The sequence below is a fragment of the Streptomyces sp. NPDC025793 genome, from assembly GCF_055558375.1.
Genome location: NZ_JBVHMR010000031.1, coordinates 20,270 through 45,746, shown reverse-complemented (window position 1 = coordinate 45,746; position 25,477 = coordinate 20,270). Strand labels below are relative to the sequence as shown.

Here is a 25,477-nt window from a genome sequence, read left to right as displayed (position 1 = left end):
GCTCACCGCGCGGCCTCCAGCCGCGCACTCTCCCCGTGCCCCAGCCTGCGCACCACCACCTGCGGCGCCACCACCCCCGCCCGCCGCACGAACTCGTCCCCCGGCGCGGAGAACTCGTGCGGCCGCACCGCATCCATCCCGATCGGCCAGTACGTCCCGTAATGCACCGGAACCGCCAGCCGCGGCGCGAGCCCGGCCAGCGCCCGCGCCGCCCGCCCCGCATCCAGATGCCCCTCACCCAGGAACGGCCCCCAGCCGCCCACCGGCAGCAACGCCACATCCACCCGCCCGACCCATGCCGCCATCGCGTCGAACAACCCCGTGTCCCCCGCGAAATACGTCCGCGCCTCCCCCTCCACGACGTATCCCAGCGCCGGCGCACGGCGCGGCCCCACCGGCAACCGCCGCCCGTCGTGCGCCGCGGGCACCACCCGGATCCGCACCTCACCGACGCACACCTCGTCCCCCGGCGCCACCTCGCTCACCCGCAACTGCCGCAGCCGGCAAAGCGCCGTCACCGCCCGCCGCGCACCCCGGGGCACGAGCAGGCGCGCACCCGGCGCGAGCGACGCCAGCAAGGGCACATGCAGATGATCGGCGTGCAGATGGGACACGACCACCACGTCCGCGCGCCGGGCCCCGGCCGGCGGCACGTCCCCCCGGCGCCGCCGCAGATGCGCGAGCGGGCGCGCGAACAGAGGATCGGTCAGCACCCGTGTCCGCGCATCCTCGATCGTGCAGGTCGCGTGACCCCACCAGGTGATCTCCACCGGCACCTTCTTACGCCTCCTTCACGCGACTCCCCGAAGCCTACGGGCAGGAGTAGGGTCGGCGGCGAAACCCGGAGGTGAGGGGGACGCCATGGGACAACCGCAGGCCGCCTCCGGCATGCCCGCGCCCGTACGGGTCACCGCCATCGCCAGCCTGACCCCGCTGGAGGAACTGGAGGCCGACCCCTTCCTCGTCGACGCCCGCAGCCAGCACGCCATGTGCGCCCGCTGGGCCGCCGAGCACGGATACGTCGTCGCCCGCGAACTCCTCGTCGGCGGCCTGCGCTTCGACCACTGCGCCCTGTGGGACGGCGTCCGCCCCGGCATCGACGTGTTCGTCGCCCCCAGCCTGCGCGTCCTGCGCCGAGCCCTGTCCTCCGTCGAGGCCTTCACCGCCGAATGCGCCCGGCGCGGAGTGCGCGTGGAAACGGCCGACCGCGCCGAACCGGCCTACGACGCCCAGATGAAGGCCCGCGTCCACCGCCGGCTGTCCATGCCGACCGCCGGCTACGACGGCCGCTGAGCCGTCGCCGAGCCGCACAGCCACAAGCCGGCGCCCCCGGACCGGTATGACAAGGCGGAGCGGGGCCCGGCCGTCGAGCGGGCCGGGACATGAGGTGGACAGGGCGTGCGTGGCGTACGAGACGTACGGGGCGTTCCGTGGCGGCGGGTCGCCGGCCAGATCGGACGGAGCACCACCGTATGGGCGGCCTCCACCCTCACCATGCTGGCCCTCGCCGCCCTCCTGCCCGACTTCCAACTCCAGTCCGCCGACGGCGACAGCGCCACCCGGATCGCCGTCACCGCCGCCTGCGGCGCCGGCGCCTTCGGCGTCCTGTCGGCCGTCGTCTGGCCACTCCTGGTCCGGCTCCTGCTCCTCGTCCCCGCCCTCTTCCTCGGCCTGCTCGTCTTCGTCCTCAACGGCTCCCTGCTGCTGCTCGCCCTGCTCCGGCGCGTCGCCGAACACGCCCCCCGCCCCTACCGCCTCGTCGTCCTCTCCGACCACGGCCAGAGCCCCGGCGAGACCTTCCACGGCCGCTACGGCCTCACCCTCGGCGACCTCGTCCGCGCCGGCTGCGGACTGCCCGTGCCGCACCGCGCGGGACGTACCCGCAGCGGCGCCGAGGCCCGGGCCGCCGTGCGGGCCGCGCTGCGCCGGCCGGTGGAGGAGGCGGGTGAGCAGCACCGCCCCGCCCGCGCCCTCCGAGCGGGCGGACCCCTCGCCCGCCCCGCCCCCGGCTCCGAGCCGATCGTGCTGGCCTCCGGCAACCTCGGCCTGATCTCCTTCCCGGACGTGCACCACCGCATGACCCGGGAGGAGATCGACGCCCGCCATCCCGCCCTGCTCACCACCCTCGCCCATCACCCCGGCATCGGCTTCCTGCTGGTGCGCAGCGCGGAGCACGGCGGTGTGGTGCTGGGCGCGCACGGCGCCGAGGTCCCGCCGGCCGACCTGACCGACGCCTCCGGGCCGCTGGCCCGCTTCGGGCCCGGCGCCGCCGACGCCGTCCGGCGCACCCACTCCTTCCCGCACACCGCCGACATCATGGTGAACTCCGCGTACGACCCGGCCGGCGGCGAGGTGCTCGCCTTCGAGGAGCAGATCGGCTCCCACGGCGGCCTCGGCGGCGCCCGGTCCCGCCCGTTCCTCCTCTCCCCGCTCGGCCTGTCCGCACCGGCCGCGGACGGCGAGGAACTCGTCGGCGCCGAACAGGTGCACCACGTACTGCGCCGCTGGCTGCGCGAGCCGAACGGCCCCGAGGTCCCGCTCACCACCGCCACCGAGGAGGAGGAACAGGCGGCCTGAACACCGCGCAAGGCCCGGCGGAACGCACCGTCACCTTCCGTTCACCACGTGTGGGCCGGTCTTCGGCATGCGGCGGGCCCGGATGTGATCGGATGGGGACACGGAACCCGGAAACGGGACCGACCACCCGCGAAAGGAACCACCGTGGCCACCACGCGTACCGCGCACACCGTCTGGGAGGGCGAGCTGCTCACGGGCAGCGGCACCGTCACCTTCGACTCCTCCGGCATCGGCTCGCAGCCGGTGTCGTGGCCGTCGCGCGCCGAGCAGGCGAACGGCAGGACCAGCCCCGAGGAGCTGATCGCCGCCGCCCACTCCAGCTGCTTCTCCATGGCCCTCTCGCACGGCCTGACCGGCGCCGGCACCCCGCCCACCCGCCTGGAGACCAAGGCCGACGTGACCTTCCAGCCGGGCGAGGGCATCACCGGCATCCACCTCTGGGTGCGCGGCGAGGTCCCCGGCCTCGACGAGGAGGGCTTCGCCTCGGCCGCCGAGGACGCCAAGAAGAACTGCCCGGTCAGCCAGGCCCTGGCCGGTACGACCATCACCCTCTCGGCCGAGCTGGCCTGACGCCCCCCGCCGTCCCGTGCCGCGTCCCGTCCCAGGGGCGCGGCACCGCCGTTCCCGCGGACCGAGCGCGTCCGGGAGCCGCCATCCGGTATCCCGCCATTGACACCGCCGTACGCACGTCATGTGCTGGGAGTGCCGAAGGACGCCCTGGCGCAAGCGGAAGGGGACGGATCATGGCACGTGCGGTCGGGATCGATCTCGGGACGACGAACTCGGTGGTGGCCGTCCTGGAGGGCGGCGAGCCCACCGTCGTCACCAACGCGGAGGGCGCGCGGACCACGCCGTCGGTGGTGGCGTTCGCGAAGAACGGGGAGGTGCTGGTCGGCGAGGTCGCCAAACGGCAGGCCGTCACGAACGTGGAGCGCACCGCCCGCTCGGTGAAACGGCACATGGGCGACGCCGCCTGGCGCTTCCCGGACAGCGGTACGGTCGACGGTTCCCGGCTGCGCGCGCAGGAGCTGTCGGCGCGGGTGCTGCAGAAACTGAAGCGGGACGCGGAGGCCTACCTCGGCGAGGACGTCTCGGACGCGGTGATCACCGTGCCCGCGTACTTCGACGACGCCCAGCGCCAGGCCACCAAGGAGGCCGGGGAGATCGCCGGCCTGAAGGTGCTCAGGATCATCAACGAGCCCACCGCGGCCGCCCTCGCCTACGGCCTGGACCGGGGCGAGGAGCAGACGGTCCTGGTCTTCGACCTCGGCGGCGGCACCTTCGACGTGTCCCTGCTGGAGATCGGCGACGGCGTCATCGAGGTGAAGGCCACCAACGGCGACACACACCTCGGCGGTGACGACTGGGACCAGCGGATCGTCGAGCATCTGACGAAGCGGTTCAAGGCCGGGCACGGCATCGACCTGGGCGCCGACAAGATGGCCGTGCAGCGGCTGCGGGAGGCCGCCGAGAAAGCCAAGATCGAACTGTCGTCGTCCTCCGAGACCACGGTCAACCTGCCCTACATCACCGCCTCCGCCGCGGGCCCGCTGCACCTGGAGGAGAAACTGACGCGCGCCCAGTTCCAGGAGCTCACCGCCGACCTGCTCGACCGCTGCAAGCAGCCCTTCCACCAGGCCGTGCAGGACGCGGGCATCGAGCTGTCCGCGATCGACCACGTCATCCTCGTCGGCGGCTCCACCCGGATGCCGGCCGTCACCGACCTCGTGCGCGAACTCACCGGCAAGGACCCGCACAAGGGCGTCAACCCCGACGAGGTCGTCGCCGTCGGCGCCGCCCTCCAGGCGGGCGTGCTGCGCGGCGACGTCAAGGACGTCCTCCTCCTCGACGTCACCCCGCTCTCCCTCGGCATCGAGACCAAGGGCGGCATCATGACCCGGCTGATCGAGCGCAACACCACGATCCCGACGCGCCGTTCGGAGATCTTCACCACCGCCACCGACAACCAGCCCTCGGTCGGCATCCAGGTCTACCAGGGCGAACGCGAGATCGCCGCCTACAACAAGAAACTCGGCGTCTTCGACCTCACCGGACTGCCGCCCGCCCCGCGCGGCGTCCCGCAGATCGAGGTCGCCTTCGACATCGACGCCAACGGGATCATGCACGTCTCCGCCAAGGACCTCGCCACCGGCCGCGAGCAGAAGATGACCGTCACCGGCGGCTCCGCCCTGCCCAAGGACGACATCGACCGCATGATGCGCGAGGCGGAGCAGTACGCGGAGGAGGACCGCCGGCGCCGGGAGGCCGCCGAGACCCGCAACCAGGCCGAACAACTCGTCTACCAGACCGAGAAGTTCCTCCGCGACAACGAGGACCGCATCCCCGCCGACACCAGGTCGCAGGTCCAGGAAGCGGCCACGGAACTCAAGGGCCTCCTGGACCGGAACGCGGACACCGGCGAACTGCGCACCGGCGTCGAGAAACTCGCCACCGTCAGCCAGAAGATGGGCCAGGCCATGTACGCGAACACCTCCGCCGGCGCCGGCGAACCGGGCGCGGCCACGGAGCAGGAAACCCCCGCCGACGAGGAAGGCGTGGTGGACGCGGAGATCGTGGACGAGGACAGGGACACCAAGGGGGGTACGGCCTGACTCCTCAGCCGTCCCGGCCCCGGCGCCCGGGTGCGTCGACGGTATACGGGCGACAGGATCCCGCAGGAGTCGGTCCGTACGGGAGGGCACAGGCCCCGTACGGGATGCCGCAGGTCCCCGGGCACGGGACACGGGTCCCGGACGCGGGTCACAGGGCCTCGCGGAACTCCCGCAGCAGGGTCTGTGTGCGCCGCGCCGACGCGGCCCGGGCCGTCATGTGGTCCAGCACCTCCAGATGCGCGGCCACCTCGCGACGGGAGTCCAGGTACAGTGCGCCGGTCAGATACTCGGTGAACACCATGTCCGGCAACTCCGGCTCGGCGAACCGGAACAGTGTGAACGGCGCGTACGTCCCCGGGTGCGGGCCCGCCGAGAACTCGGCGATCTGCAGCGTGACCCGGTCCCGCCCGGCGAACTCCAGCAGCTTGTCCAGCTGGTCGCGCATCACCTCGCCGCGCATGCTCACCGGGCGCCGCAGCACCGTCTCGTCCATGATCACCCACAGGTGGGGCGGATCGTCCCGCTCCAGCAGCCGCTGCCGCTCCAGACGCAGCGACACATGCCGTTCCACGGTGTGCGGCGAGGTCTGCCCGACCGTGCCGGCCTCCATCACCGCGCGCGCGTACTCCTCGGTCTGGAGCAGACCGGGTACGAAGTGCGGCTCGTAGGAGCGGATGATCCGGGCGGCGCCCTCCAGGCTGACGTACATGCTGAACCAGTCCGGCAGCACGTCGTGGAACCGCTGCCACCAGCCCGGCTGGTTCGCCTCCTCGGCCAGCCGCACGAACGCGGCCGCCTCCTCCTCGGGCACCCCGTAGGTCTCCAGCAGCACCTGCACGTAGGGGATCTTCAGGGCGACGTCGGCCATCTCCATGCGCCGTACGGTCGCCGACGCCACCCGCAGGACCCGGGCGGCCTCGTCCCGGGTGAGGCCCGCCGCCTCGCGCAGCTCCTGCAACCGCTTGCCGAGCACCACCTGGCCCACGGTGGGCGCAGCCCGCCGCTCACTCACGCCACGCCTCCCCTACGCGCCGAAGTACCCGGGCAGTCTGCCACGTGATCGCCTCTCGCACACGGGTCCGAAGGCATCAAGATGGCCGACGAACGCCGGGGCAGCGGGGGAGAAGCGTGGTAAAGGCAGGCAGGGGACTGGCAGAGACGGGCAGGGGACTGGTACGGGCGGTCAACCGGCCATCGTGTGCAGGTACTTGGCGGTGGCCGGGTCCGCGGGCAGGAACGTCTCGATGGCGAGTTCGGCGACCGTGACGTCCATCGGCGTGTTGAAGGTGGAGATCGACGACACGAACGACAGGATCCGGCCGTCGTGCTCGATACGCAACGGCAGCGCGAAGTACGCGACCGGGCCCGCCGGCTCACCGTCGCCGTCCCCGCCGTCCCCGCCGTCTTCGACATCGCGCCGCGCGCTCTCGGGCACCGGATAGCCCGCCACCTCCTCGTACAGGGCGCGCAGCCGCTCCGAGCGCTGCAAAGCGATCTGCCGCTCCATCTGCTCCAGCAGATGCCCGCGCCAGGCACGCAGATTGCGGATCCGCGGCGCCAGCCCCTGCGGGTGCAGGGTCAGCCGCATCGCGTTCGCCGCCGGCGCCAGCAGCGTCTCCGGCACCCCGTCCAGCAGCATCGCGATGCCCCGGTTCGCGGCCACGACCGTGTAGCAGGCGTCGACCACCAGCGCGGGGTAGGGCTCGTAGCACTGGATGAGGTGGTCCAGGCCGGCCCGCAGCGCGCCCAGCGCCGGGTCGTCCAGCGGGGTCTCCGGGTAGTGCGGGGCGTAACCGGCCGCCAGCAGCAGGGAGTTGCGCTCGCGCACCGGCACGTCCAGGTGCTCGGCGAGCCGCAGCACCATCTCCTCGCTCGGCCGCGACCGGCCGGTCTCGACGAAACTGATGTGCCGGGCCGAGGAGTCGGCGCGCAGCGCCAGCTCCAGCTGCGAGACCCGGCGCCGCTCCCGCCAGGCGCGCAGCAGCGGACCGACGCCCTTGTCGGCGGCGGTGACGGCGACGGGAGCGGTGGCGGACGCGGAAGGACCGGAAGCGACAATGGTCATACGTCCGACCGTAGTCGAGGAGTTGCTTCAGTTGAGCACGAACGAGCCGTGGCACACGACGTGGCGGTCCCCGTCCCTCCAGGCCGCGGCCGTCCACCGGGCCAGGGTGCGCGGCTGCCTCCTCGGCGGCGCGCTCGGTGACGCCCTCGGCTACCCCGTGGAGTTCTCCTCACTGGACCGCATCCGCGCCGCGCACGGTCCGCGCGGCGTCACCGGCCTCGTACCCGGCGCGCACGGAGCGGTCGGGCTGATCAGCGACGACACCCAGATGACCCTGTTCACCGTCGAGGCCCTGATCCAGGCGCACGCACGGCAGCGCGACAAGGGCATCGGCGGCGCCTGGCCGCTGCTGCTGCGCCAGGCCTACGAGCGCTGGCTGGAGACCCAGTCCAAGCCCGGCCCCGACCAGCCCGTGCCGCAGCAGCCCGGCACACCGCCGCCCGCAGGACTGGTCGGCGAGGCCTGGCTGTACTCCCGCCGCGCGCCCGGAAACGCCTGCCTGTCCGGCGTCGCCCAGATGTACGCGCCCGACCCCGCACTCCCGCTCGACGGCACACCGGGCCAGGTCAACCCCGACTCCAAGGGCTGCGGCACGGTCATGCGCTCGGCCCCCTTCGGCCTCGCGGCCCCCGCCGACGCGGCCTTCGCCATGGCGGCGCGCGGCGCCCAGATCACCCACGGTCACCCCACCGGCTACTACGCGGCCGGCGCGCTCGCCGCGATCGTCGCACACCTGCTCGCCGGGGACTCGCTGGAAGGAGCGGTGCTGCGCACACTGCGGCTGCTGCAGCGCCACCGCGGCCACACGGAGACCACGGCCGCCCTGCGCGCCGCCCTCGACCTCGCCGACGACGGGGCACCGACCGCCGAGAAGACCGAGTCCCTCGGCGCGGGCTGGGTCGCCGAGGAGGCCCTGGCCATCGGCGTGTACTGCGCGCTCGCCGAGCCCGACGTCGAGCGGGCGCTGCTGCTCGCCGTCAACCACTCGGGCGACAGCGACTCCACCGGCTCGATCTGCGGCAACCTCCTCGGCGCGCTGCACGGCGACACCGGTCTGCCGCACGACTGGGTCGCCCGGGTGGAGGGCCGCCACCGGATCGCGGCCCTCGCCGACGATCTCGCGGCGGAGTGCGCACGGGCCTGACGTGGCAGGCTGAACAAGAACCGCCGACGCGAAGGGAGCCGAACGCCATGGCCGTTCAACCGCTGTCGCAGAAGGAGATCGAGGACCGGCTCGCGGAGCTGCCCGGCTGGTCGCTGGACGGGGACCGGCTCGCCCGCTCCTACCGGCTCGGCTCACACGTCGCGGCGGCGGCGCTGGTCGTGCACATCGCCGCCGTCCAGGACGAGCTGGACCACCACTCCGACCTCACCCTCGGCTACCGGACCGTCTCCCTCACCGTGCACACGCACAGCGCGGGCGGCGCCGTCACCGAGGCGGACTTCGCTCTCGCCCGCAGGGTGGAGGACATCGCCCCAGGTCACGGCGCACACTGAGGAACGTGCTCGATTACGACAAGGAAGCCGACGCCTACGACGTGTCCCGCGGCGGCGAGGCCCGTGCCCACGCCGCCGCCGAAGCGGTGCTCGATCTGATCCCCGAGGGGCCGGGCCGGCTCCTCGACGTGGCCTGCGGCACCGGCATCCTCACCCGCCGGCTGGCCGCGGGCCGCCCCGCGCTGCGGGTGACCGGCGCCGACCTCACCGCCGCGATGGTCCGCAGGGCCGGGGCGAGACTCCCGGGCGGCGTCGTCCGCGCCGACAGCCGCCGCCTGCCGTTCCCCACCGGCACGTTCGACGCGGTCACCAGCGTCTGGCTGCTGCACCTGCTGGACGACGCCGGCGACGTCCGCGCGATCGTCGCCGAGTGCGCCCGCGTGCTGCGGCCCGGCGGCGTCTACGTCACCACCGTCGACAAGGCCGACGCGCACGACGTCGGCAGCGACATCGACACCGTCCTGGCCGACCGCCCGCGCCGCCCCGCCCAGGACGCCGCCGCCACCGTCACCGCGCACGCCGTCCGGCACGGACTGGAGCCGGCCGGCGCGGGCGTGTTCCGCGGCGCCGGCCAGGGCCGCAGCCCGCGCACCACCATCGCCGACCTGCGCCGCGGCTGGTTCACCCAGCTGCCGCCGGGCGAGCCTCGCAGCGAGCAGTTCGCCGCGCGCCTCGCCCGCCTCCCGGACCAGGACCGTCCCCGCCCGGACCCGGTGTTCGCCGTGCGGGCGTACCGCAAACCGGCGGTGTCGGTGGGGGAGGGCACCGGGGCATGACGTGACGGCCGGGCGGCCCCCTGTGCGGGTGGGGACCGCCCGGCCCTGCGCCGGCCCCGTCGCCCTGTGACGGAGCCGTGCACGCGGAGCGCCGGCGGGGACTATTCGAGGAGCTCCGCGTACGAGCCCATGGCCAGGGCGATGTCCGCCTCGGCCCAGAACCGGTGATAGGTGAACGTGGGCGCGGCGCCGCCCTTGAGGTAGGCCTCGATCTTCGACCAGGCCGGGTCGTTCTTGTAGAAGGACCGCAGCGAGGTGAAGGTGGCCGAGGAGTTGATCGCGTCGCCGTTCGGCATGGTGCCGCTCCAGCCGCCCGGCACGTACACGCTGTCGCCGAACCGGCTGTAGTCGGCGCGGGTCTCGGGGACGGCGACGCCCAGGCTGTCCCGGTCGTTGTTCCACATGCCGTCCAGCAGCGCCTTCGCCGTCGACTTGGCCGTCGCGTCACCGGACTTGGCGCCGTAGTACGTCAGCGTCTTCGCGTACGCCGCCGCCACGCCGACGTCGTCGGTGTAGTCGGCGACGGTGACGTGAAGGGAGCTGTTGGCGCCCGGACTCGACGGGTTCCAGGTGTCCGGCTGGCCGGACCACTGGAGGGTCGAGGGGATCCGGTAGGTGCCGTCGGGGTTGATCGTGGTCCGGGACAGCGCCCACTTCACCCACTTGTCGAGGACCGCCTTCGCGGCGGCGTTGCCCGTCTGCTGGTAGTACTCGGCGACCCGCTCCATCGACCACGCCTGGAAGCCGAACCACTGGTTGGACGGCGGGTCGTGGTAGACCGGCTCCCAGTCGTAGTACATGCCGTAGAAGGTCGGCGTGCCGGCCGGCGGGGTGGCGTACCGGCCCTGCCAGCTGTTGGTCGCGCCGCCCGCGATCGCGCCCTCGGACGACTGGAGCCACCGGTAGAACTCCAGCTGCCGCTGGAGTGACGTGCCCCAATCGGTGGCGCCCGTCGCCGACTTGGGCTCCAGGTCCGGGTAACTGCTCAGCGCGTAGGCGGCCAGGGGGTTCTGGTAGCCGCCGTGGACATGGCTGGAGCCGATCCGCCAGGCCCAGCCCGCGCTGGGGTCGGTGGCGCCGCCCCAGGCGTAGTACCAGGACAGCAGATAGTGCGAGGCGTCCTTGCCGGTACCGGCCGCGCAGGCCGAGGGCCCCACGCAGTTGCCGATCTTCTTGAAGTACTTGTCGTACATCGCGTACCGCAGGTAGTCGCCCATCTTCGCGGCCTTGGCGACCGTCGCGGACACCTCAGCGCTCTTGCCCTGCTCCTTGGCCCACACGTCCGCCCAGTACGCCGCCTGCACCGCGCGGGCGTCCGCGTCCGGGGCGTCGGTGTACTTCCACTGCCGGGCATAGGAGTTGTCGCCGGTGAACAGGTCCAGATAGCCGTTCTTGCCGCCGTACTTGAAGGCGTCGCAAGTCGGCTGCGGGACCGTCTCCCACACCGACTCCTGCGGCCCGCGCTGGAAGGTGTTCAGGTACGACGGGCCGCTCGCCGTCGGGCCGCCCTCGCAGGTGCCGCCGGGCGTGTCGCCGTAGCCGTAGACGTTGTCGACGTCCTCGATCCAGTGCATACCGTATACATCGTCCGTACCGTATGCAGTCTTCAGTTCACCGGCGATCGGATCCGATCCCACGGACACCGACGTGTCCAGCTTCGCCGGGTACTGGTCCGGGGTGTCCTCCTCGGGCGCGTACGTCGCCGGCTTGGAGGCGTTGTAGAAGGAGTTCGCCGGCTGGTCGGCGTGCGTGGGGATCATGTACTTCTCCATGAGCGTCCACGCGCCGTTGAACTTCGACCAGTCACCGGTGACCTTGCCGTACATCGCCTGGAGCCACAGAAGGTAGCTCCAGGCCTCCGACGTGGTCTCGTGGCCGTAGTCCGGGGCCTCGACGATCAGTGTCTCCACCGAGTGGTACGGGATGCCCTGCGGGGAGAAGTAACCGTTTGCGGGATCGGTGATCTTCCCGTACAGGTCCAGGAAGCGCGCGTCGTACGTCTTCGTCGCCGCCAGTTCCGTCACGGTGACCGTGGCCCCGGCGTGGCCGTCCGCCGAGGCGGTGAAGGTCGCAGATCCGGTGCCGGAGGAGTCCGCCGAGACGGTGACCGGCTGAGCGGTGTCCCAGTTCGACGGCGTGAACGTCAGGGAGGAGCCGGCGCTCACGGACAGCCCGGTGTTGCCGCCCGTACGGGCCACGCTCACCGTCACGTCCGTGCCCGGCTGCGTCGACAGCTTCACCCCGAACGTCCCCGACCTCCCTTGCTGCACACCGAGTTGGGATGGCGAGGCCACCACAGCGGGTCCCGAGGCGACCGTGACGCCGACCGGTGTGGACTCGGCCGAGGCGCCCGTGCTGTCGTACGCCTTCGCCACCAGAGAATGACTGCCCACGGGCAGATCGGAGACGGACAGCGTGAACGGCGCGCTCGTGTCCGTCCCCAGCAGCGTGGTGTCGTCGTAGAACTCCACCTTGCTGATCGTCGCACCGTCGGCGGCCGCCGCGGTCGCGGCGAGCGGGATCGCGTCCCCGTGCGTGTACACCGCGCCCGCGCTCGGGCTGGTCAGCACCGTGACCGGCGGCTGGTGCGCACCCGCGCAGGTCGTGCCGTTGACCGAGAAGGAGGTGGGGGCGGTGTTGGTGCCGCTGTAGGTGAACTGCGCGCCGGTGGTGACTGCGGCGCCCGCGGCGATGACGGCGTTGTACGAGGCGCTCTGCACGGAGACGGTCCGGCCGGACTGGGACCAGGTGCCGTTCCAGCCGTTCGTCAGCGTCTGATCGCCGGAGTAGGCGTACGACAGCGTCCAGCCGTCGATCGCGTCCGTGCCGCGGTTGGTGATCGTGAGGGCGGCGGTGAAGCCGGAACCCCAGTCGTTGGTCGTGTAGTCGACGCTGCACCGCACGGACGCCGCGTGCGCGGTCGTCGCGCCGGCGGCGAGCATCGACAGGGGCAGGGCGAACGCGGCCGCCACGGCGGTCCACCACCGCCGCACAGCTCTGCGTCTGCGTCTGTGTCTGCGTCCGGGATCCATGTGCTGGTTCCTCCTCTGGCGACTCGCGACATGCGGCGTGCGGCTCGGGCAGAAGTCAAGGCTTGAACCAGTGGGAGCGCTCCCATAGTGAGGACGACCCTGTGAACGGTCAAGGTGCTCGAAGAGTCGAAAAGATTCGACGGAAACCCTTGCGGAAAAGTCAGCAACTCCCCTGGGCAACATGGCCAGTTGGCGCTACCTTCCATCGCACCAGTGGGAGCGGTTCCTGTCAGTCGACGCGCCGGTCACGGCGCGCGCCACTGCAAGGAGTCGCTCATGCGACACCCCCCGCGTTCAGTACTTTTAGCCGCCGCCGGCGCGACCGCGCTCATCGCGAGCGCCGTCGCCCCGGCCCTGTCGGCCCAGGGAGCCACACCCGCGTGCACGGTGGAGTACTCCGTCACCAACCAGTGGGCAGGCGGCTTCCAGGGCTCCGTGAAAATCACCAACCACCAGGCGGCGCTGAGCGGTTGGCGGATGTCCTTCGACTTCGCCGACGGCCAGAAGGTCACCCAGGGCTGGAACGCCGCATGGTCCCAGTCCGGCACCACCGTGACCGCGGCGAGCGAGACCTGGAACGCCTCCCTCGGCACCGGCGCCGGCGTCACCGCCGGCTTCCTCGCCGACTGGTCGGGCGGCAACACCGCACCTAGCGGGTTCACGCTGGGCGGCACGACCTGCAACGTCGATCCCGGACCGCCGACGTCCCCGCCGCCGACCTCGCCACCGCCCACGACCGGCACGGCACCCGCCCTCCACGTCTCCGGCTCCACGATCGAGGACGCCTCCGGCGCGACCCACCGGCTGCTCGGCGTCAACCGCTCCGGCGGCGAGTTCAGTTGCGTGCAGGGCCACGGCATCTGGGACGGCCCGGTGGACGACGCCGCGATCAAGGCCATCGCCGACTGGAAGGCCGACGCCGTCCGCATCCCGCTCAACGAGGAATGCTGGCTGGGCCTTTCGAACATCAAGCCCGAGTACGGCGGCGCCAACTACATCAACGCCGTCAAGGACCTGGTGGCCCGCGTCGAGGCCCACGGCATGACCCCGATCCTCGACCTGCACTGGACCTACGGCCAGTACACCGGAAACTCCGCTGGCTGCTCCGACGTCCACGCCACCTGCCAGAAGCCCATGCCCGACGCGCAGTACAGCCCGTCGTTCTGGGCATCGGTGGCGAGCACCTTCAAGGACGACCCGGCACCCGTGTACGACCTGTTCAACGAGCCGTACCCGGACCGGGCGACCTCCAGCACGACCGACGCCTGGACGTGCTGGCGGGACGGCGGGGCGTGTCCCGGGATCCCGTACGCGGTCGCCGGTATGCAGGATCTCGTCGACAGTATCCGGAACACCGGATCCACGAACGTCATCATGGTCGGCGGTCTGGCGTATGCGAACGACCTCAGCCAGTGGACCGCATACAAACCACGAGATCCTGTACACAATCTCGCCGCCGCCTACCACGGCTACAACTTCAACACCTGCGCGAACGAGAGCTGCTGGAACTCCACCCTCGCCCCGGTCGCGGCCCAGGTGCCGCTGATCGCCGGCGAGATCGGCGAGAACACCTGCGCGCACGGCTTCACCGACCAGCTCATGAAGTGGTTCGACGACCGGAACCTGTCCTATCTGGGCTGGACCTGGAACACCTGGGACTGCTCCTCAGGGCCGTCCCTGATCTCCGCCTACGACGGCACACCCACCGCCTACGGCATCGGACTGCGCGACCACCTGCGCGCCCTCAACCCGTAACACCCACCACGGAAGAAGGAACCCGCACACATGAGTCGTACCAGAACATCGCTGCTCGCCGCCCTGGCGCTGGTCGCCGGCGCCTTCGGGACGGCACTGACCACCACCACTGCGGCCAACGCGGCGGCCGACGCGATCCCCTGCACCGTCACCTACACGGTGCAGAACCAGTGGGACACCGGCTTCACCGCCGCCGTGACCGTCACCAACAACGCGGCGGCGAAGTCGAGTTGGGCGGTGAAGTGGTCGTACGCCGGTGACCAGAGGGTCACCAGCGGCTGGAACGCCCAGGTCAGCCAGAGCGGCAGCGACGTCACCGCCACCAACGAGAGCTACAACGGCACACTCGCCACCGGCTCCTCGATCAGCTTCGGCTTCAACGGCACCTACAGCGGCACCGACACCCTGCCCACCACCTTCACCCTCGACGGCGTCACCTGCAACGTCGACGACGGCACCGGCGGGGGAGGGGGCCCGGGCAGCGGCGGAACCGGCGGCAGCGGCGGCAGCACCCGTGTCGACAACCCCTACGACGGCGCCAAGGTGTACGTGAACCCGGAATGGTCGGCCAAGGCCGCCGCCGAACCGGGCGGCACCCGCGTCTCCGACGAACCCACCGGCGTCTGGCTCGACCACATCGCCGCGATCAACGGCGACAGCGGCGGCATGGGACTGCGCGACCACCTCGACGCCGCCCTCGCCCAGAAGGGCAGCGGCCAGGAGGTCGTCCAACTGGTCGTCTACGACCTGCCCGGCCGCGACTGCTCCGCCCTCGCCTCCAACGGCGAACTCGGCCCGGACGACATCGGAAAGTACGAGAGCCAGTTCATCGACCCGATCGCCGCGATCCTCGCCGACCCCAAGTACGCCTCGCTGCGGATCGTCACCACGATCGAGCTCGACTCGCTGCCCAACCTCGTCACCAACACCGGCAGCCGCGCGACCGCCACGCCCCAGTGCGACACCATGCTCGCCAACGGCAACTACGTGAAGGGCGTCGGCTACGCCCTCGCCAAGCTCGGCGCCATCCCGAACGTCTACAACTACCTCGACGCCGGCCACCACGGCTGGCTCGGCTGGGACGACAACTTCGCCGCCGCCGCGAACGTGTTCAAGCAGGCGGCCACCACCTCCGGCGCGACGGTCGACGACGTCCAGGGCTTCATCACCAACACCGCCAACTACAGCGCCCTGAAGGAGGACAACTTCACCGTCAACGACAGCGTCAACGGCACCTCGGTCCGCCAGTCCAAGTGGGTCGACTGGAACCGGTACGCCGACGAACTGTCCTTCGCCCAGGCCTTCCGCACCGAGCTGGTCTCGGTCGGGTTCAACTCGAACATCGGCATGCTGATCGACACCTCCCGCAACGGCTGGGGCGGCTCCGCCCGCCCGACCGGACCGGGCCCGAGGACCAGCGTCGACGCCTACGTCGACGGCGGCCGCTACGACCGCCGCATCCACGTCGGCAACTGGTGCAACCAGGCCGGAGCCGGCCTCGGCGAGCGCCCGCAGGCGAGCCCGGCCCCCGGGATCGACGCCTACGTGTGGATGAAGCCGCCGGGGGAGTCCGACGGCTCCAGCACCGCCATCCCGAACAACGAGGGCAAGGGCTTCGACCGGATGTGCGACCCGACGTACACGGGCAACGCCCGCAACAACAACAACATGTCGGGCGCGCTGCCGAACGCGCCGCTGTCCGGACACTGGTTCTCCGCCGAGTTCCAGCAGCTGATGCAGAACGCCTACCCGCCGCTGCCGTAACCGGTCGCGTAACAGCTGCCGTAACCGGTTTCGTCACACCGGCGCGGTGAACGTCCGCCGGGGTCCCGCCGTTTGCTCGCGGCCGAGACCCCGGCGGATCGCCGTCGCCACGGGGGAGTGCGCCCCGTCCGCCCGCTCCAGCGCGCGCGGCACCGCCGGAATCGGCGGCGGCTGCGCCCGGTTCGTCGTCCACGAGACCCCATGGCGCCGCCGCGGCCATCGCCCTGCGCCCCGCACACCCGGTTCTTTCGGCGCCGCTGTGCCGTATCGGCAATCTTTTTGCGGCACCGGCAACAGGACTGGCCTCCTCGCGGGGCGGCGTCGCACGCTGGCCGCATCCGAAGGAGAGGCTGAACACCATGGCACAGGAGCACGACAAACATCGGGAGCACGGCGGGCACCACCAGCACGACGGGCATCAGGGGCAGCACGCGCACGCAGGTCACGCGGCTCACAGGGGACATGGGGGCCACGGGGGCCACGGGGGCCACGCCCACGGCGGTGACATCGACTGGGCCGCCATGGCGGCCCATCTGGAGACGGAGGCCGAGGTGGCCGCCCCGGCGTACGAGAGTGCCCTGGCCTGGCTGGGCACGGAGGTGACCGAGCCCGGTCTGATCGTGGACGCGGGCAGCGGCCCCGGGGTGATCGCCTGCCTGTTCGCGAAAGAGTTTCCCGGCGCCCGGGTGGTCGCCGCCGACGGCTCGGCCCCGTTGCTGGAGCGCGCCCGCGCCCGCGCCGCCCGCGAGGGGGTCGCCGACCGATTCGGCATCCTGGTCGGCGAACTACCGGACGTACTGGGCGAGTTGGAGTATCCGGCGGACCTGCTCTGGGCCAGCCGCAGCCTGCATCACCTCGGCGACCAGAAGGGCGCGCTCGCCGCGTTCGGCGCCCGGCTCGCCCCCGGCGGCACACTGGCCGTCCTGGAGGGCGGGCTGGCTCCCCGCTATCTGCCCCGCGACCTCGGCTTCGGCCGCCCCGGACTCCAGACCCGCCTCGACGCCCTCCAGGAGGACCGTTTCGCCGAGATGCGCGCCGAACTCCCCGGCGCGGTCGCCGAGACCGAGGACTGGCCCGCCCTGCTGGCCGCCGCCGGACTGAAGCACACCGGCACCCGCAGCTTCCTGCTCGACCTGCCCGCCCCCCTGCCCGAGCAGGCCCGCGCCTTCGTGGTCACCATGCTGACCCGCGCCCGGGACCTCCATGCCGAGGCCCTGGACGCCGAGGACCGCGCCGCCCTCGACCGGCTCCTCGACCCCGCCGACCCGGGCAGCGTCCACTGCCGCCCCGACGTGTTCGTCCTCGCGGCCCACACGGTGCACCGGGCGGTACGGCCGGCGTAGACGCGGGGTGTGCCGGAAGGAGGCGGATTCCCGGCCGGGCGCGGGAAGTTGACTTCGAGCGCGCTCCACGTGATGGACTCCCTCGCGTCACCGACACACAGGGGGAACCCGTGAACGACTCTCCGGTCGCACTCATCACCGGCGGCGCCACCGGCATCGGCGCCGCCGTCGCCCGGCAGCTGCTGGCCGCCGGACACCGCGTCACCGTCACCGGCCGTACGGAATCCCGGCTGCGGGACTTCGCCGACGGGCTCGGGCGGCCCGGTGAACTGCAGACGGTCGTCGGTGACGCGTCGACATTCGACGGTATACAGAATGCTGTCGACCGTACGCTCGCTGCATACGGTCGACTGGATACTGTCGTCGCCAACGCCGGCTTCGCCACCCACGACTCCGTCGCCGACGGCGACCCGGCCGGCTGGACCGAGATGGTCCTCACCAACGTCCTCGGCCCGGCCCTGCTCATCCGCGCCTCGGTCGAGGCGCTGAAGGAGAGCCGCGGCCGGATCGTCCTCATCGGCAGCGTCGCAGGGTTCGTGAACACTCCCGGCAATCTCTACGGTGCCACCAAGTGGGCGGTCACCGGGCTCGCTGAGAACACCCGGCGCCAGGTCACGGAGTTCGGGATCGGGGTGACGCTGGTCGCCCCCGGCCGGGTGGAGACCCCGTTCTGGGACGGCCTCGGCAGCCTGCCCCCGGGGCAGCTCCTGACCGCGGACCAGATCGCCGACTCGGTCGTCTGGGCGATCCGGCAGCCGGCCGGGGGCGATGTCAACACCGTGGTCGTACGCCCGCTGGGGCAGCCCAACTGACGTACACGGCACGTCAGTTGTTAGCGAGGAACTGCTTGGCCAGCTGGTCCCCGAGCGAGACGGCCGCGCTGTGGCTCTCGATGGGGGAGACCTTGGAGTTCTTGAACAGGATGTAGGTCACGCCGGAGTCGGCCCCGCCGGTCTTCGGGTCGGGGTCGATGCCGAGGGCCTTGGCGGTGGCGTACGAGGCCTCGCCGATGATCTTCGTGGGGCCGGTGTCGCCGACGACGGCGTACTCCACCTTGTTGTCGTAGACGACGGCGACCACGCCGCCGCCCTTGATGCCGGCGCTGGAGTAGTTCCAGATGCTGCTGGAGCTGGGCACCACGATGTAGGGGAGCGACTCCGCCTTCAGGGGCTTGCCGTCGGACTGGTGGAAGGCGGTGTCGTCCTGGTACCAGGGGTCGCGGTTCTTGTTGCAGTTGGTGGTGGTCTGGCCGTCGCAGTCGATGTCCATGTCGGCCTTCCAGAACACCGCGCCGTTCTTGCCGCACACGGGGACCGTGGCCGGCGTCTCGTCGTCGGTCTTGTACTTGCCGTTCGATATCTGCGTACAGGACGTCACCTTGGCGAGCAGGTCGGCCGCGCTGACCGAGCCCTCCTGGGCGGATGTCGGCGCGGACCTCGCCGAGGGGGCGGCGGACGCGTGCGCGGGGAGCGCGCCCGCGGCGAGCAGGGCGGCGCCGGAGGCCGCGGCGAGGGTCAGCGTTCGAAAGCGCACTGTGGGGGACCCTTCTGTTAGGAAAGTTTCCTTACCGTGCCGTACACCGTGGCCCCATCTGCATGTCCCCGTCAACCCTCGGGTTGCGAACTTCCGAAACCTGGGCGTATTGCGGTGGTTTGCGCGCACGGCAAGACTGAAGAGACCGTTCTATACGCGTATGTCTGCCGCCGTCGGCCCGGCGCGGTCACGGCTCCGGGAGGTGGGACGCATGTTGTTCGTCCGCACGGTGTACGCGACCGGCGATCCGGCACAGCTGGGCACGGCCATCCGGACCCTGAACACGCAGGGGCACGATCTGCTGGAGGAACGCCCGGGTTTCCGGGGTGCGGGCGTCTTCGTCGACCGGGGTCTCGGCACCCTGTTCTCGGTCAGCTGGTGGGAGTCGGCCGAGGCGCGCGACCACAGCGACGCGGTGATGCGCGAGCGGCGCCCGGCGCTGCTGCATCCCTTCGCCGGGACCGTCGCGGTCGAGAACTACGAGGCCACGGTCTTCCCCGTCGGACACCGGCCGCTCACCGGCGGCGGCATGCGGCTGACCCGGCTGGAGTTCGCGCCGGCGGACGCGGACCTGGTCTTCGACACCTTCCACGCGGGGGTGCTGCCCCGGCTGGAGGTGCTGCCCGGATTCGCCGGGGCCGCTCTCTTCCTGGACCGTGTGCGCGGCCGGGGCCTGGTCGGGGTGCTCTTCGCCGACCGTGCGGCACTGGACGGGTCCCGGGCGGGCCAGGCGGTCATCCGGCACGAGAGCGTGGTCAAGGCGCACGTCGACGTCGTCGCCCTGGAGGAGTTCGAGATCGTCCACGCGGACGTGCGGACCGACTGAACGGACCTGGGGACCGGACGAACGACGGGGCGCACGGTCCCGAGGACGGCGTACGGGAACAGCGTACGGCCGCCCGTCCCCGCCGGGGTGGCGAGGCGGACGGCCGTGGTGTGTGCGGTGCCGCCGGCCGGCGATCCGGAACCCGGCGCCGGCCCGGGCGGAGAGCCGCGGCCCACGTGGCACAAGCGGCTCGGCCCGCGTCGTCGGAGCGGCTCAGCCCACGTAGTCGAAGGTGGCCGGGTCGGGGCCGATGCGCCGGTCCTCGTTGAGCGCGCTGATCGCCGCGAGGTCCTCGTCGTCCAGGCTGAAGTCGAAGACCTCGATGTTCTCCTTGATCCGGGACGGCGTCACGGACTTCGGGATCACGATGGTGCCCAGCTGGACGTGCCATCGCAGCACGACCTGGGCGGGGGTGCGACCGTGCTTCTGCGCGATCGCGACGATCGCCGGCACCTCCAGCAGCCCCTTGCCCTGGCCGAGCGGCGACCAGGCCTCGGTCGCGATGCCCTGCTCCGCGTGGAACGTGCGGGCGGCGTGCTGCTGGAGGTGGGGGTGCAGCTCGATCTGGTTGACCGCCGGGATGACGGAGGTCTCGGCGATCAGCCGTTCCAGGTGCTCGGGGAGGAAGTTGGACACGCCGATGGCGCGCACACGCTTGTCGGCGTAGAGCTTTTCGAGCGCCCGGTAGGTGTCGACGTAGGTGTCGCGGGACGGCAGCGGCCAGTGGATCAGGTACAGGTCCACGTGGTCGAGGCCCAGCTTCGCCAGCGAGGTGTCGAACGCGCGGAGCGTGGCGTCGTACCCCTGGTCGGCGTTCCAGAGCTTGGTGGTGACGAAGAGTTCCTCGCGGGGGACGCCGGAGGCGGCGAGGGCCTTGCCGGTGCCCTCTTCGTTGCCGTAGATCGCGGCGGTGTCGATGCTGCGGTACCCGGCCGCGAGCGCCGTGGTGACGGCCCGCTCGGCATCGTCGTCCGGCACCTGCCAGACGCCGAAGCCCAGCTGGGGCATCTCGATGCCGTTGTTGAGGATGATCGGGGGGACCTTGCTGCTCACGAGCCTCGTGATCCTTCGGTTGTCGACAGGTGGTACGTCCATCGTCAACGATCAACGGCCGTGCCGCATTCCTGACCGCGGAATCCGGCGAAACTGACCGGCGAGTCAGCGTCCGCGGCGGAGATTGGCCGGAAACGCATCCGACGTTTTCGGTCCGGACCATTGACCGCGGCGCATCGTCCCGCGACTCTGTATCGCGCCACCGGACGTGTCGATGAACCCGGTGCATGTACGTGAACCGGCCCTGACCTGGCCGTCGACTCAGCCCTACCCCCAGTGGCCTTCCCTGATGAGTTCCCCCACCTCGGGAAAGCGAGTACGCACCCATGAACGAGAACCCTTCCCTGTCCCTCCGGACGGACCTCCTCACCCCGAAGACATCGGATGAAAAAGTCTGGCGAAGCCCTGGTTACCGTGTGGTGGAGACCGCGCTGGAGGTGACCGCCTACGCGCTCGCCGACCGCCGCGCGCCCGAGCCGCCCCCGGCCGCATGACCGCGGCGGCACCGGAACCCGACGGCCGCGCCGCCTGGCCGGCCGCCGAGTTCACCGAGCGGCTGCGCGCGGTCACCAGGGCGCGCTACCACGACCGGCACCCCTTCAACCAGCGGATGCACCGCGGCGAACTGACCCCCGCCGAACTGCGCCGCTGGATCGCCGCCCGCTTCCACTACCAGCGGCACATCCCCGTCAAGGACGCACTGATCCTCGCCGCTCTGGAGCGGCCCGAGGACCGCCGCGCCTGGCTGCGCCGCATCCACGACCAGGACGGTACCGACAGCGCGGGGGGCGGTATCGAGCGCTGGCTGCGGCTCGGCGAGGCGGCCGGGCTCGACCGCGAGGAACTTCTCGCCGCGTCCCGGGTGCCGCCCGGAGTGCGGTTCGCGGTGGAGGCGTACGTCGACTTCTGCCGGCGGCGCCCGGTGCTCGACGCCGTCGCCGCCTCCCTGACCGAGCTGTCCGCCCCGGACCTGATGCGCACCCGTATCGCCGCCTTCGAACGCCACTACCCGTGGATCGACCCGGCGGGCCTCGCCTACTTCCGCACCCGCGTCACCCAGGGCGCCCGCGACGCCGAACAGGCCCTCGCCCTGGTCCTGGCCCGCGCCCGCACCCCGGACGAGCAGCAACGGGCCGTCGCTGCCCTGGAGTTCAAGTGCGAGGTGCTGTGGGCGCTGCTGGACGCGGTGGACGTGCCGGGCATGCCGGGCGTGCCAGGCGTGACGGGCATCGCGGTGACGGCGCGTGCAGCGGTCGGAGGCGGGACATGACGCCCGCGCCGGTGTCGCCCGCCGTGCCCTGGCGGCCGGTCCTCGCCCGGGGGGTGCTGCTGCGGCGCGACCGGGTGCGGGGCGCCGACCTGTTGCTGCTGCCGGAGCGGGTGGTGGTGCTCGACGGCGGCGCGGGCGAGGTGCTGCGGCTGTGCGACGGCGTACGGGACGTGGACGCCGTCGTCGCCGAACTGGCGGCACGTCATCCGCGCGCGCCCGTCGCCGCCGAAGTCCCCGTGTTCCTCGACCGGTTACGGAAGGAGGGCTGGCTCGGATGACCGCCGCGGCCCCTCCCTGGGCCCTGCTCGCCGAACTCACCCACGCCTGTCCGCTGCGCTGCGGCTACTGCTCCAACCCCGTCGAACTGATCGGTCGGTCAGCAGAGTTGACCACCCGGCAGTGGTCGGAGGTCTTCCGGCAGGCGGGTGCCCTCGGCGTCGTCCACACCCATCTGTCCGGCGGCGAACCGCTGCTCCGGCGCGACCTGCCGGACCTGGTGGCCGCCGCGGACGGCGCCGGCCTCTACACCCAGCTCGTCACCAGCGGGGTGGGACTCGGCGAGCGGCGGCTGGCCGCGCTGACCGGGGCCGGGCTGCGCAGTGTGCAGCTGTCGGTGCAGCACGCGGACCCTGCGGCCGCCGAACGCATCGCGGGCGCACGGTCGTTCGCGGCCAAGAAGCGGGCCGCCCGCCTGGTGCGCGAGGCCGGGCTTCCCCTGGGTCTGAACGTCGTACTCCATCACGGCAACCTGGACGCTCTCGACGACCTGGTCCGGCTGGCCCTCGACTGGGGCGCCGACCGGATCGAGCTGGCCAACACCCAGTACCACGGCTGGGCGGCCCGCAACCGCACCGCCCTGCTGCCGACGCCCGCCCAGATCGAGCGTGCCCGCACCCGTGTCGCCCGCTGGCGTGAACGGCTGGGAGACACACTGGAGTTGGTGTGGGTCGGCGCCGATCTCGTGGACGCCACCGCGAAACCGTGCATGGGCGGCTGGGGAGCCGTCTCCCTGACCGTCTCCCCGGACGGCACGGTGCTGCCCTGCCCGGCCGCCGGCGCCCTGCCCGGACTGGACCCGCCGAACGTGAAGGACCGTGAACTGGCCTGGATCTGGCGGGAGTCGAAGGCCTTCAACGTTTTCCGGGGCGAGGCCTGGATGCCCGAACCGTGCCGAGGCTGCGCCCTGCGCACGGTCGACCACGGCGGCTGCCGCTGCCAGGCCCACGCCCTGACCGGCGATCCCGCCCGCACCGACCCCGCCTGCCGGCACGCCCCGGACCACCCCCTCGTCCACGCCCTGGTGCACGGCCCCGCCGCGCACCGGCCCGCGTACGCCCACCGAGTAGGAGGACCATGAGACGCCGACGCCTGCGCGCGGCGCTGAGCACCGCCGCGCTCGCCACCGCCGCCCTGGCGGCGCTGCCCGCCGCCGTACCCCCGGCCGCCGCCGCTCCCGCTGTTCGTCACACCACCGCCTCGCCCGTCCGCTCCGTCGCCGCCCGCGACTGGTCCACGGCCGTCGTCGACTCCACCATGGCGCGCTACACCCCGCAGACCATCGGCGGCTGGTCGTACCCGGTGGGCCTGTACCTCTACGGCCAGTACCTCGTCTACCGGCGCACCCACGACCCCCGCCTGCTGTCGTACATCAAGGCCTACGTCGACCGGTTCCTGAGCGCCGACGGCGGCATCGGCCAGTCGTTCGACAGCCTGGACAGCATGCAGGCAGGCCGGCTGCTGGTGATCCTGCACCACGAGACCGGCCAGGACCGCTACCGCAAGGCCGCCCAGAAGATCCGCGACCGCCTGAACACCTATCCGCGCACCTCCGACGGCGGCTTCTGGCACGCCGACACCAGCAGCCGTGCCCATCAGCTCTGGGCGGACGGCGCCTACATGGTGAACCCGTTCCTGGTCGAGTACGGCCAGGAGTTCCACGACGGCGCGTACGCGGACGGCGAGGCCGCCCGGCAGCTGTACGTCTACGGCCATCACCTCCAGGTCGCGAACGGCCTGCTCCGGCACGCCTACGACGAGTCGAGGTCGGCGAGCTGGGCCGATCCGGCCACCGGGCTGGCCCCCGAGCACTGGTGCCGGGCCGTCGGCTGGTACGCCATGGCGACGGTGAACGTCCTGGACGCGATCCCCCCGGACCAGCAGTACCGTCCCCAACTGCTGGGAATGTTCCGTACGTTGGCGTCGGCGCTGGAGAAGTACCAGGACCCGGTGTCCGGGCGCTGGTTCCAGGTGATCGACAAAGGGGACCGGCCGGACAACTGGACCGAGACGTCCTGCTCCAGCATGTTCGCCTACGCCCTCGACCGGGGCGCTCAACAGGGCTACCTGGACGGGCACTTCAGGTCCGTGGCCCGGCGCGGTTACCAGGGTGTGCTGGCCCGGCTGTCGGTCGGCGCGGACGGCCGTACCGAACTGTCGGACATCTCCATCGGTACCAACGTCGGCACGTACGCGTACTACGCCGCCCGCTCCCGGGCCGTCAACGACTTCCATGGGCTCGGCGCCTTCCTGATCATGAACGAGCAACTGCGTGAGGACGGTGGAATGTCATGAGCACGTCCAGAAGGGGGGTGCTGGGGGCCGCGCTCGGCGGCGCCGTGGCGGCCGCGACCGGACTTCCGCCCGGCCTGCCCGCCACCGCGGCCCACGCCGCCTCCTGGCAGCTGAAGTGGTCGCCGTCGGCGCGTACCGGCGGACTCGGCGCCTTCGAGACCGTCGAGGACGACCGGGCCCACTCCCACCCGGCCGGCCACCCGCACATCTTCGCCACCGGCGACAACTGGCGCTTCAACATGCACACCGTCGACCGCGACACCTCCACCGACCGCCAGCGCCAGGAGGTCACCGGCCTGCGCACCGGCGCGGACAGCTATCTGAAGTGGACCGAGGGGCAGACCTGGCGGATCACGTACTCGATGTACATCCCCGGCACGCTCAAGGCGACCACCACCTTCACGCACATCATGCAGATGAAGCAGCCCGGCAGCGGCACCTCGCCGATCGTCGTGCAGTCGCTGCGCCGCCAGAACGGGAAACAGACCATCGAACTCCGGCTCGCCACCGACGACATCCTCGTCGGCAGCACCGGACTCGACCCGCTGCACGACACGTGGACCGACGTCGACTTCCAGATCACGGTCGGCAACGGCAGCGCCGGCTCCGTCCGCTGGATCCTCAAGAACGGCTCCACGACGGTCATCGACAAGACCAGGTCCGGCGTCGACACATTCCTTGCCGACCGCGTGCGCCCCAAGTGGGGCATCTACCGCTCCCTCGGCGACACCTCGGGCTCTCTGGAGAACACCTACCTCCTGCTCACGAACCTCCGCGGCTACCAACTCTTGTAGAGGAGCGGT

24 protein-coding genes are annotated in these 25,477 nt (G+C 71.7%); 18 read left to right on the top strand and 6 right to left on the bottom strand.

Features of this window, described 5'->3' with window-relative positions; all coding sequences use genetic code 11:
• Positions 1-2: 2 nt before the first annotated feature.
• Positions 3-776, bottom strand: coding sequence for an MBL fold metallo-hydrolase (locus tag ACZ4MF_RS36980; RefSeq protein WP_467497118.1), 774 nt, complete (start codon positions 774-776; stop codon positions 3-5).
• 85 nt (positions 777-861) lie between these two features.
• On the opposite strand from ACZ4MF_RS36980, the gene ACZ4MF_RS36975 reads away from it, so the two are divergent.
• From ACZ4MF_RS36975 to dnaK, 4 genes are all read left to right on the top strand, one after another.
• Positions 862-1,293 carry a hypothetical protein gene (locus ACZ4MF_RS36975; RefSeq protein ID WP_356030488.1) on the top strand — a complete coding sequence of 144 codons (432 nt, stop codon included), beginning with the start codon at positions 862-864 and terminating at the stop codon, positions 1,291-1,293.
• Positions 1,294-1,398: 105 nt separating this feature from the next.
• The gene (locus ACZ4MF_RS36970) at positions 1,399-2,577 is read left to right on the top strand and encodes a phage holin family protein (protein WP_467497116.1); all 1,179 of its coding nucleotides are present in this window, start codon (positions 1,399-1,401) and stop codon (positions 2,575-2,577) included.
• Positions 2,578-2,721: 144 nt separating this feature from the next.
• Positions 2,722-3,147 (top strand): OsmC family protein, encoded by a 426-nt coding sequence (locus ACZ4MF_RS36965; protein WP_467497115.1) that lies wholly within the window; start codon positions 2,722-2,724, stop codon positions 3,145-3,147.
• 173 nt (positions 3,148-3,320) lie between these two features.
• Positions 3,321-5,189 (top strand): molecular chaperone DnaK, encoded by a 1,869-nt coding sequence (gene dnaK / locus ACZ4MF_RS36960; RefSeq protein WP_467497113.1) that lies wholly within the window; start codon positions 3,321-3,323, stop codon positions 5,187-5,189.
• A gap of 148 nt (positions 5,190-5,337) precedes the next feature.
• Here dnaK and ACZ4MF_RS36955 read toward each other — a convergent pair whose 3' ends face one another.
• Together ACZ4MF_RS36955 and ACZ4MF_RS36950 are read right to left on the bottom strand one after the other, a co-directional pair.
• Positions 5,338-6,201: a helix-turn-helix domain-containing protein gene (locus tag ACZ4MF_RS36955; RefSeq protein WP_467497111.1), complete on the bottom strand. Its 864-nt coding sequence runs from the start codon at positions 6,199-6,201 to the stop codon at positions 5,338-5,340.
• A 171-nt stretch (positions 6,202-6,372) separates the two neighbouring features.
• On the bottom strand, positions 6,373-7,254 hold the full coding sequence (locus tag ACZ4MF_RS36950; protein ID WP_467497110.1) for a helix-turn-helix domain-containing protein: 882 nt from the start codon (positions 7,252-7,254) through the stop codon (positions 6,373-6,375).
• A gap of 31 nt (positions 7,255-7,285) precedes the next feature.
• Between ACZ4MF_RS36950 and ACZ4MF_RS36945 the strand changes: the two genes are divergently transcribed.
• Genes ACZ4MF_RS36945 through ACZ4MF_RS36935 form a run of 3 tightly spaced genes read left to right on the top strand, consistent with a single transcriptional unit; the run spans position 7,286 to position 9,527 of the window.
• Entirely contained in the window at positions 7,286-8,398 is a 1,113-nt protein-coding gene (locus tag ACZ4MF_RS36945; protein WP_467497108.1) for an ADP-ribosylglycohydrolase family protein, read from the top strand.
• A gap of 47 nt (positions 8,399-8,445) precedes the next feature.
• On the top strand, positions 8,446-8,751 hold the full coding sequence (locus tag ACZ4MF_RS36940; RefSeq protein ID WP_467497106.1) for a 4a-hydroxytetrahydrobiopterin dehydratase: 306 nt from the start codon (positions 8,446-8,448) through the stop codon (positions 8,749-8,751).
• Positions 8,752-8,756: 5 nt separating this feature from the next.
• Positions 8,757-9,527: a class I SAM-dependent methyltransferase gene (locus tag ACZ4MF_RS36935; RefSeq protein ID WP_467497104.1), complete on the top strand. Its 771-nt coding sequence runs from the start codon at positions 8,757-8,759 to the stop codon at positions 9,525-9,527.
• 101 nt (positions 9,528-9,628) lie between these two features.
• On the opposite strand, the gene ACZ4MF_RS36930 is transcribed toward ACZ4MF_RS36935, so the two are convergent.
• Complete coding sequence (locus tag ACZ4MF_RS36930; RefSeq protein ID WP_467497102.1) at positions 9,629-12,559, bottom strand: glycoside hydrolase family 48 protein; 2,931 nt, start codon at positions 12,557-12,559, stop codon at positions 9,629-9,631.
• A gap of 276 nt (positions 12,560-12,835) precedes the next feature.
• Here ACZ4MF_RS36930 and ACZ4MF_RS36925 point away from each other — a divergent pair, with 276 nt between their 5' ends.
• From ACZ4MF_RS36925 to ACZ4MF_RS36910, 4 genes are all read left to right on the top strand, one after another.
• Positions 12,836-14,314: a cellulase family glycosylhydrolase gene (locus ACZ4MF_RS36925; protein ID WP_467497100.1), complete on the top strand. Its 1,479-nt coding sequence runs from the start codon at positions 12,836-12,838 to the stop codon at positions 14,312-14,314.
• Between the two features lie 30 nt (positions 14,315-14,344).
• Positions 14,345-16,078, top strand: a complete 1,734-nt coding sequence (locus ACZ4MF_RS36920) for a glycoside hydrolase family 6 protein (protein ID WP_467497098.1) — start codon at positions 14,345-14,347, stop codon at positions 16,076-16,078.
• Between the two features lie 359 nt (positions 16,079-16,437).
• Positions 16,438-17,421 carry a class I SAM-dependent methyltransferase gene (locus tag ACZ4MF_RS36915; RefSeq protein WP_467497096.1) on the top strand — a complete coding sequence of 328 codons (984 nt, stop codon included), beginning with the start codon at positions 16,438-16,440 and terminating at the stop codon, positions 17,419-17,421.
• A gap of 110 nt (positions 17,422-17,531) precedes the next feature.
• A complete protein-coding gene (locus ACZ4MF_RS36910) occupies positions 17,532-18,233 on the top strand; it encodes an SDR family oxidoreductase (protein WP_467497095.1) in 702 nt (233 codons plus the stop codon).
• Positions 18,234-18,246: 13 nt separating this feature from the next.
• Here the strand turns inward: ACZ4MF_RS36910 and ACZ4MF_RS36905 are convergent, their stop codons facing one another.
• Positions 18,247-18,954, bottom strand: a complete 708-nt coding sequence (locus ACZ4MF_RS36905) for a glycoside hydrolase family 75 protein (RefSeq protein WP_467497094.1) — start codon at positions 18,952-18,954, stop codon at positions 18,247-18,249.
• A 211-nt stretch (positions 18,955-19,165) separates the two neighbouring features.
• Here ACZ4MF_RS36905 and ACZ4MF_RS36900 point away from each other — a divergent pair, with 211 nt between their 5' ends.
• Positions 19,166-19,780, top strand: a complete 615-nt coding sequence (locus ACZ4MF_RS36900) for a hypothetical protein (protein WP_467497092.1) — start codon at positions 19,166-19,168, stop codon at positions 19,778-19,780.
• Positions 19,781-19,993: 213 nt separating this feature from the next.
• Here ACZ4MF_RS36900 and ACZ4MF_RS36895 read toward each other — a convergent pair whose 3' ends face one another.
• Positions 19,994-20,833 carry an aldo/keto reductase gene (locus ACZ4MF_RS36895; protein WP_467497090.1) on the bottom strand — a complete coding sequence of 280 codons (840 nt, stop codon included), beginning with the start codon at positions 20,831-20,833 and terminating at the stop codon, positions 19,994-19,996.
• A gap of 326 nt (positions 20,834-21,159) precedes the next feature.
• On the opposite strand from ACZ4MF_RS36895, the gene pqqA reads away from it, so the two are divergent.
• The 6 genes from pqqA to ACZ4MF_RS36865 are packed head-to-tail and all read left to right on the top strand — an operon-like array spanning position 21,160 to position 25,468.
• Positions 21,160-21,327, top strand: a complete 168-nt coding sequence (gene pqqA, locus ACZ4MF_RS36890) for a pyrroloquinoline quinone precursor peptide PqqA (RefSeq protein ID WP_356030472.1) — start codon at positions 21,160-21,162, stop codon at positions 21,325-21,327.
• Positions 21,324-22,103: a pyrroloquinoline-quinone synthase PqqC gene (pqqC, locus tag ACZ4MF_RS36885; protein WP_467497088.1), complete on the top strand. Its 780-nt coding sequence runs from the start codon at positions 21,324-21,326 to the stop codon at positions 22,101-22,103. The genes pqqA and pqqC overlap by 4 nt, the downstream gene beginning before the upstream one ends.
• On the top strand, positions 22,100-22,381 hold the full coding sequence (pqqD, locus tag ACZ4MF_RS36880) for a pyrroloquinoline quinone biosynthesis peptide chaperone PqqD (protein WP_467497086.1): 282 nt from the start codon (positions 22,100-22,102) through the stop codon (positions 22,379-22,381). Before pqqC ends, pqqD begins: the two co-directional genes overlap by 4 nt.
• Positions 22,378-23,460: a pyrroloquinoline quinone biosynthesis protein PqqE gene (gene pqqE / locus ACZ4MF_RS36875; protein WP_467497085.1), complete on the top strand. Its 1,083-nt coding sequence runs from the start codon at positions 22,378-22,380 to the stop codon at positions 23,458-23,460. Before pqqD ends, pqqE begins: the two co-directional genes overlap by 4 nt.
• Entirely contained in the window at positions 23,457-24,674 is a 1,218-nt protein-coding gene (locus ACZ4MF_RS36870; protein WP_467497083.1) for a glycoside hydrolase family 88/105 protein, read from the top strand. The genes pqqE and ACZ4MF_RS36870 overlap by 4 nt, the downstream gene beginning before the upstream one ends.
• Positions 24,671-25,468, top strand: a complete 798-nt coding sequence (locus ACZ4MF_RS36865; RefSeq protein WP_467497081.1) for a heparin lyase I family protein — start codon at positions 24,671-24,673, stop codon at positions 25,466-25,468. Before ACZ4MF_RS36870 ends, ACZ4MF_RS36865 begins: the two co-directional genes overlap by 4 nt.
• The last annotated feature ends 9 nt before the right edge of the window (positions 25,469-25,477 follow it).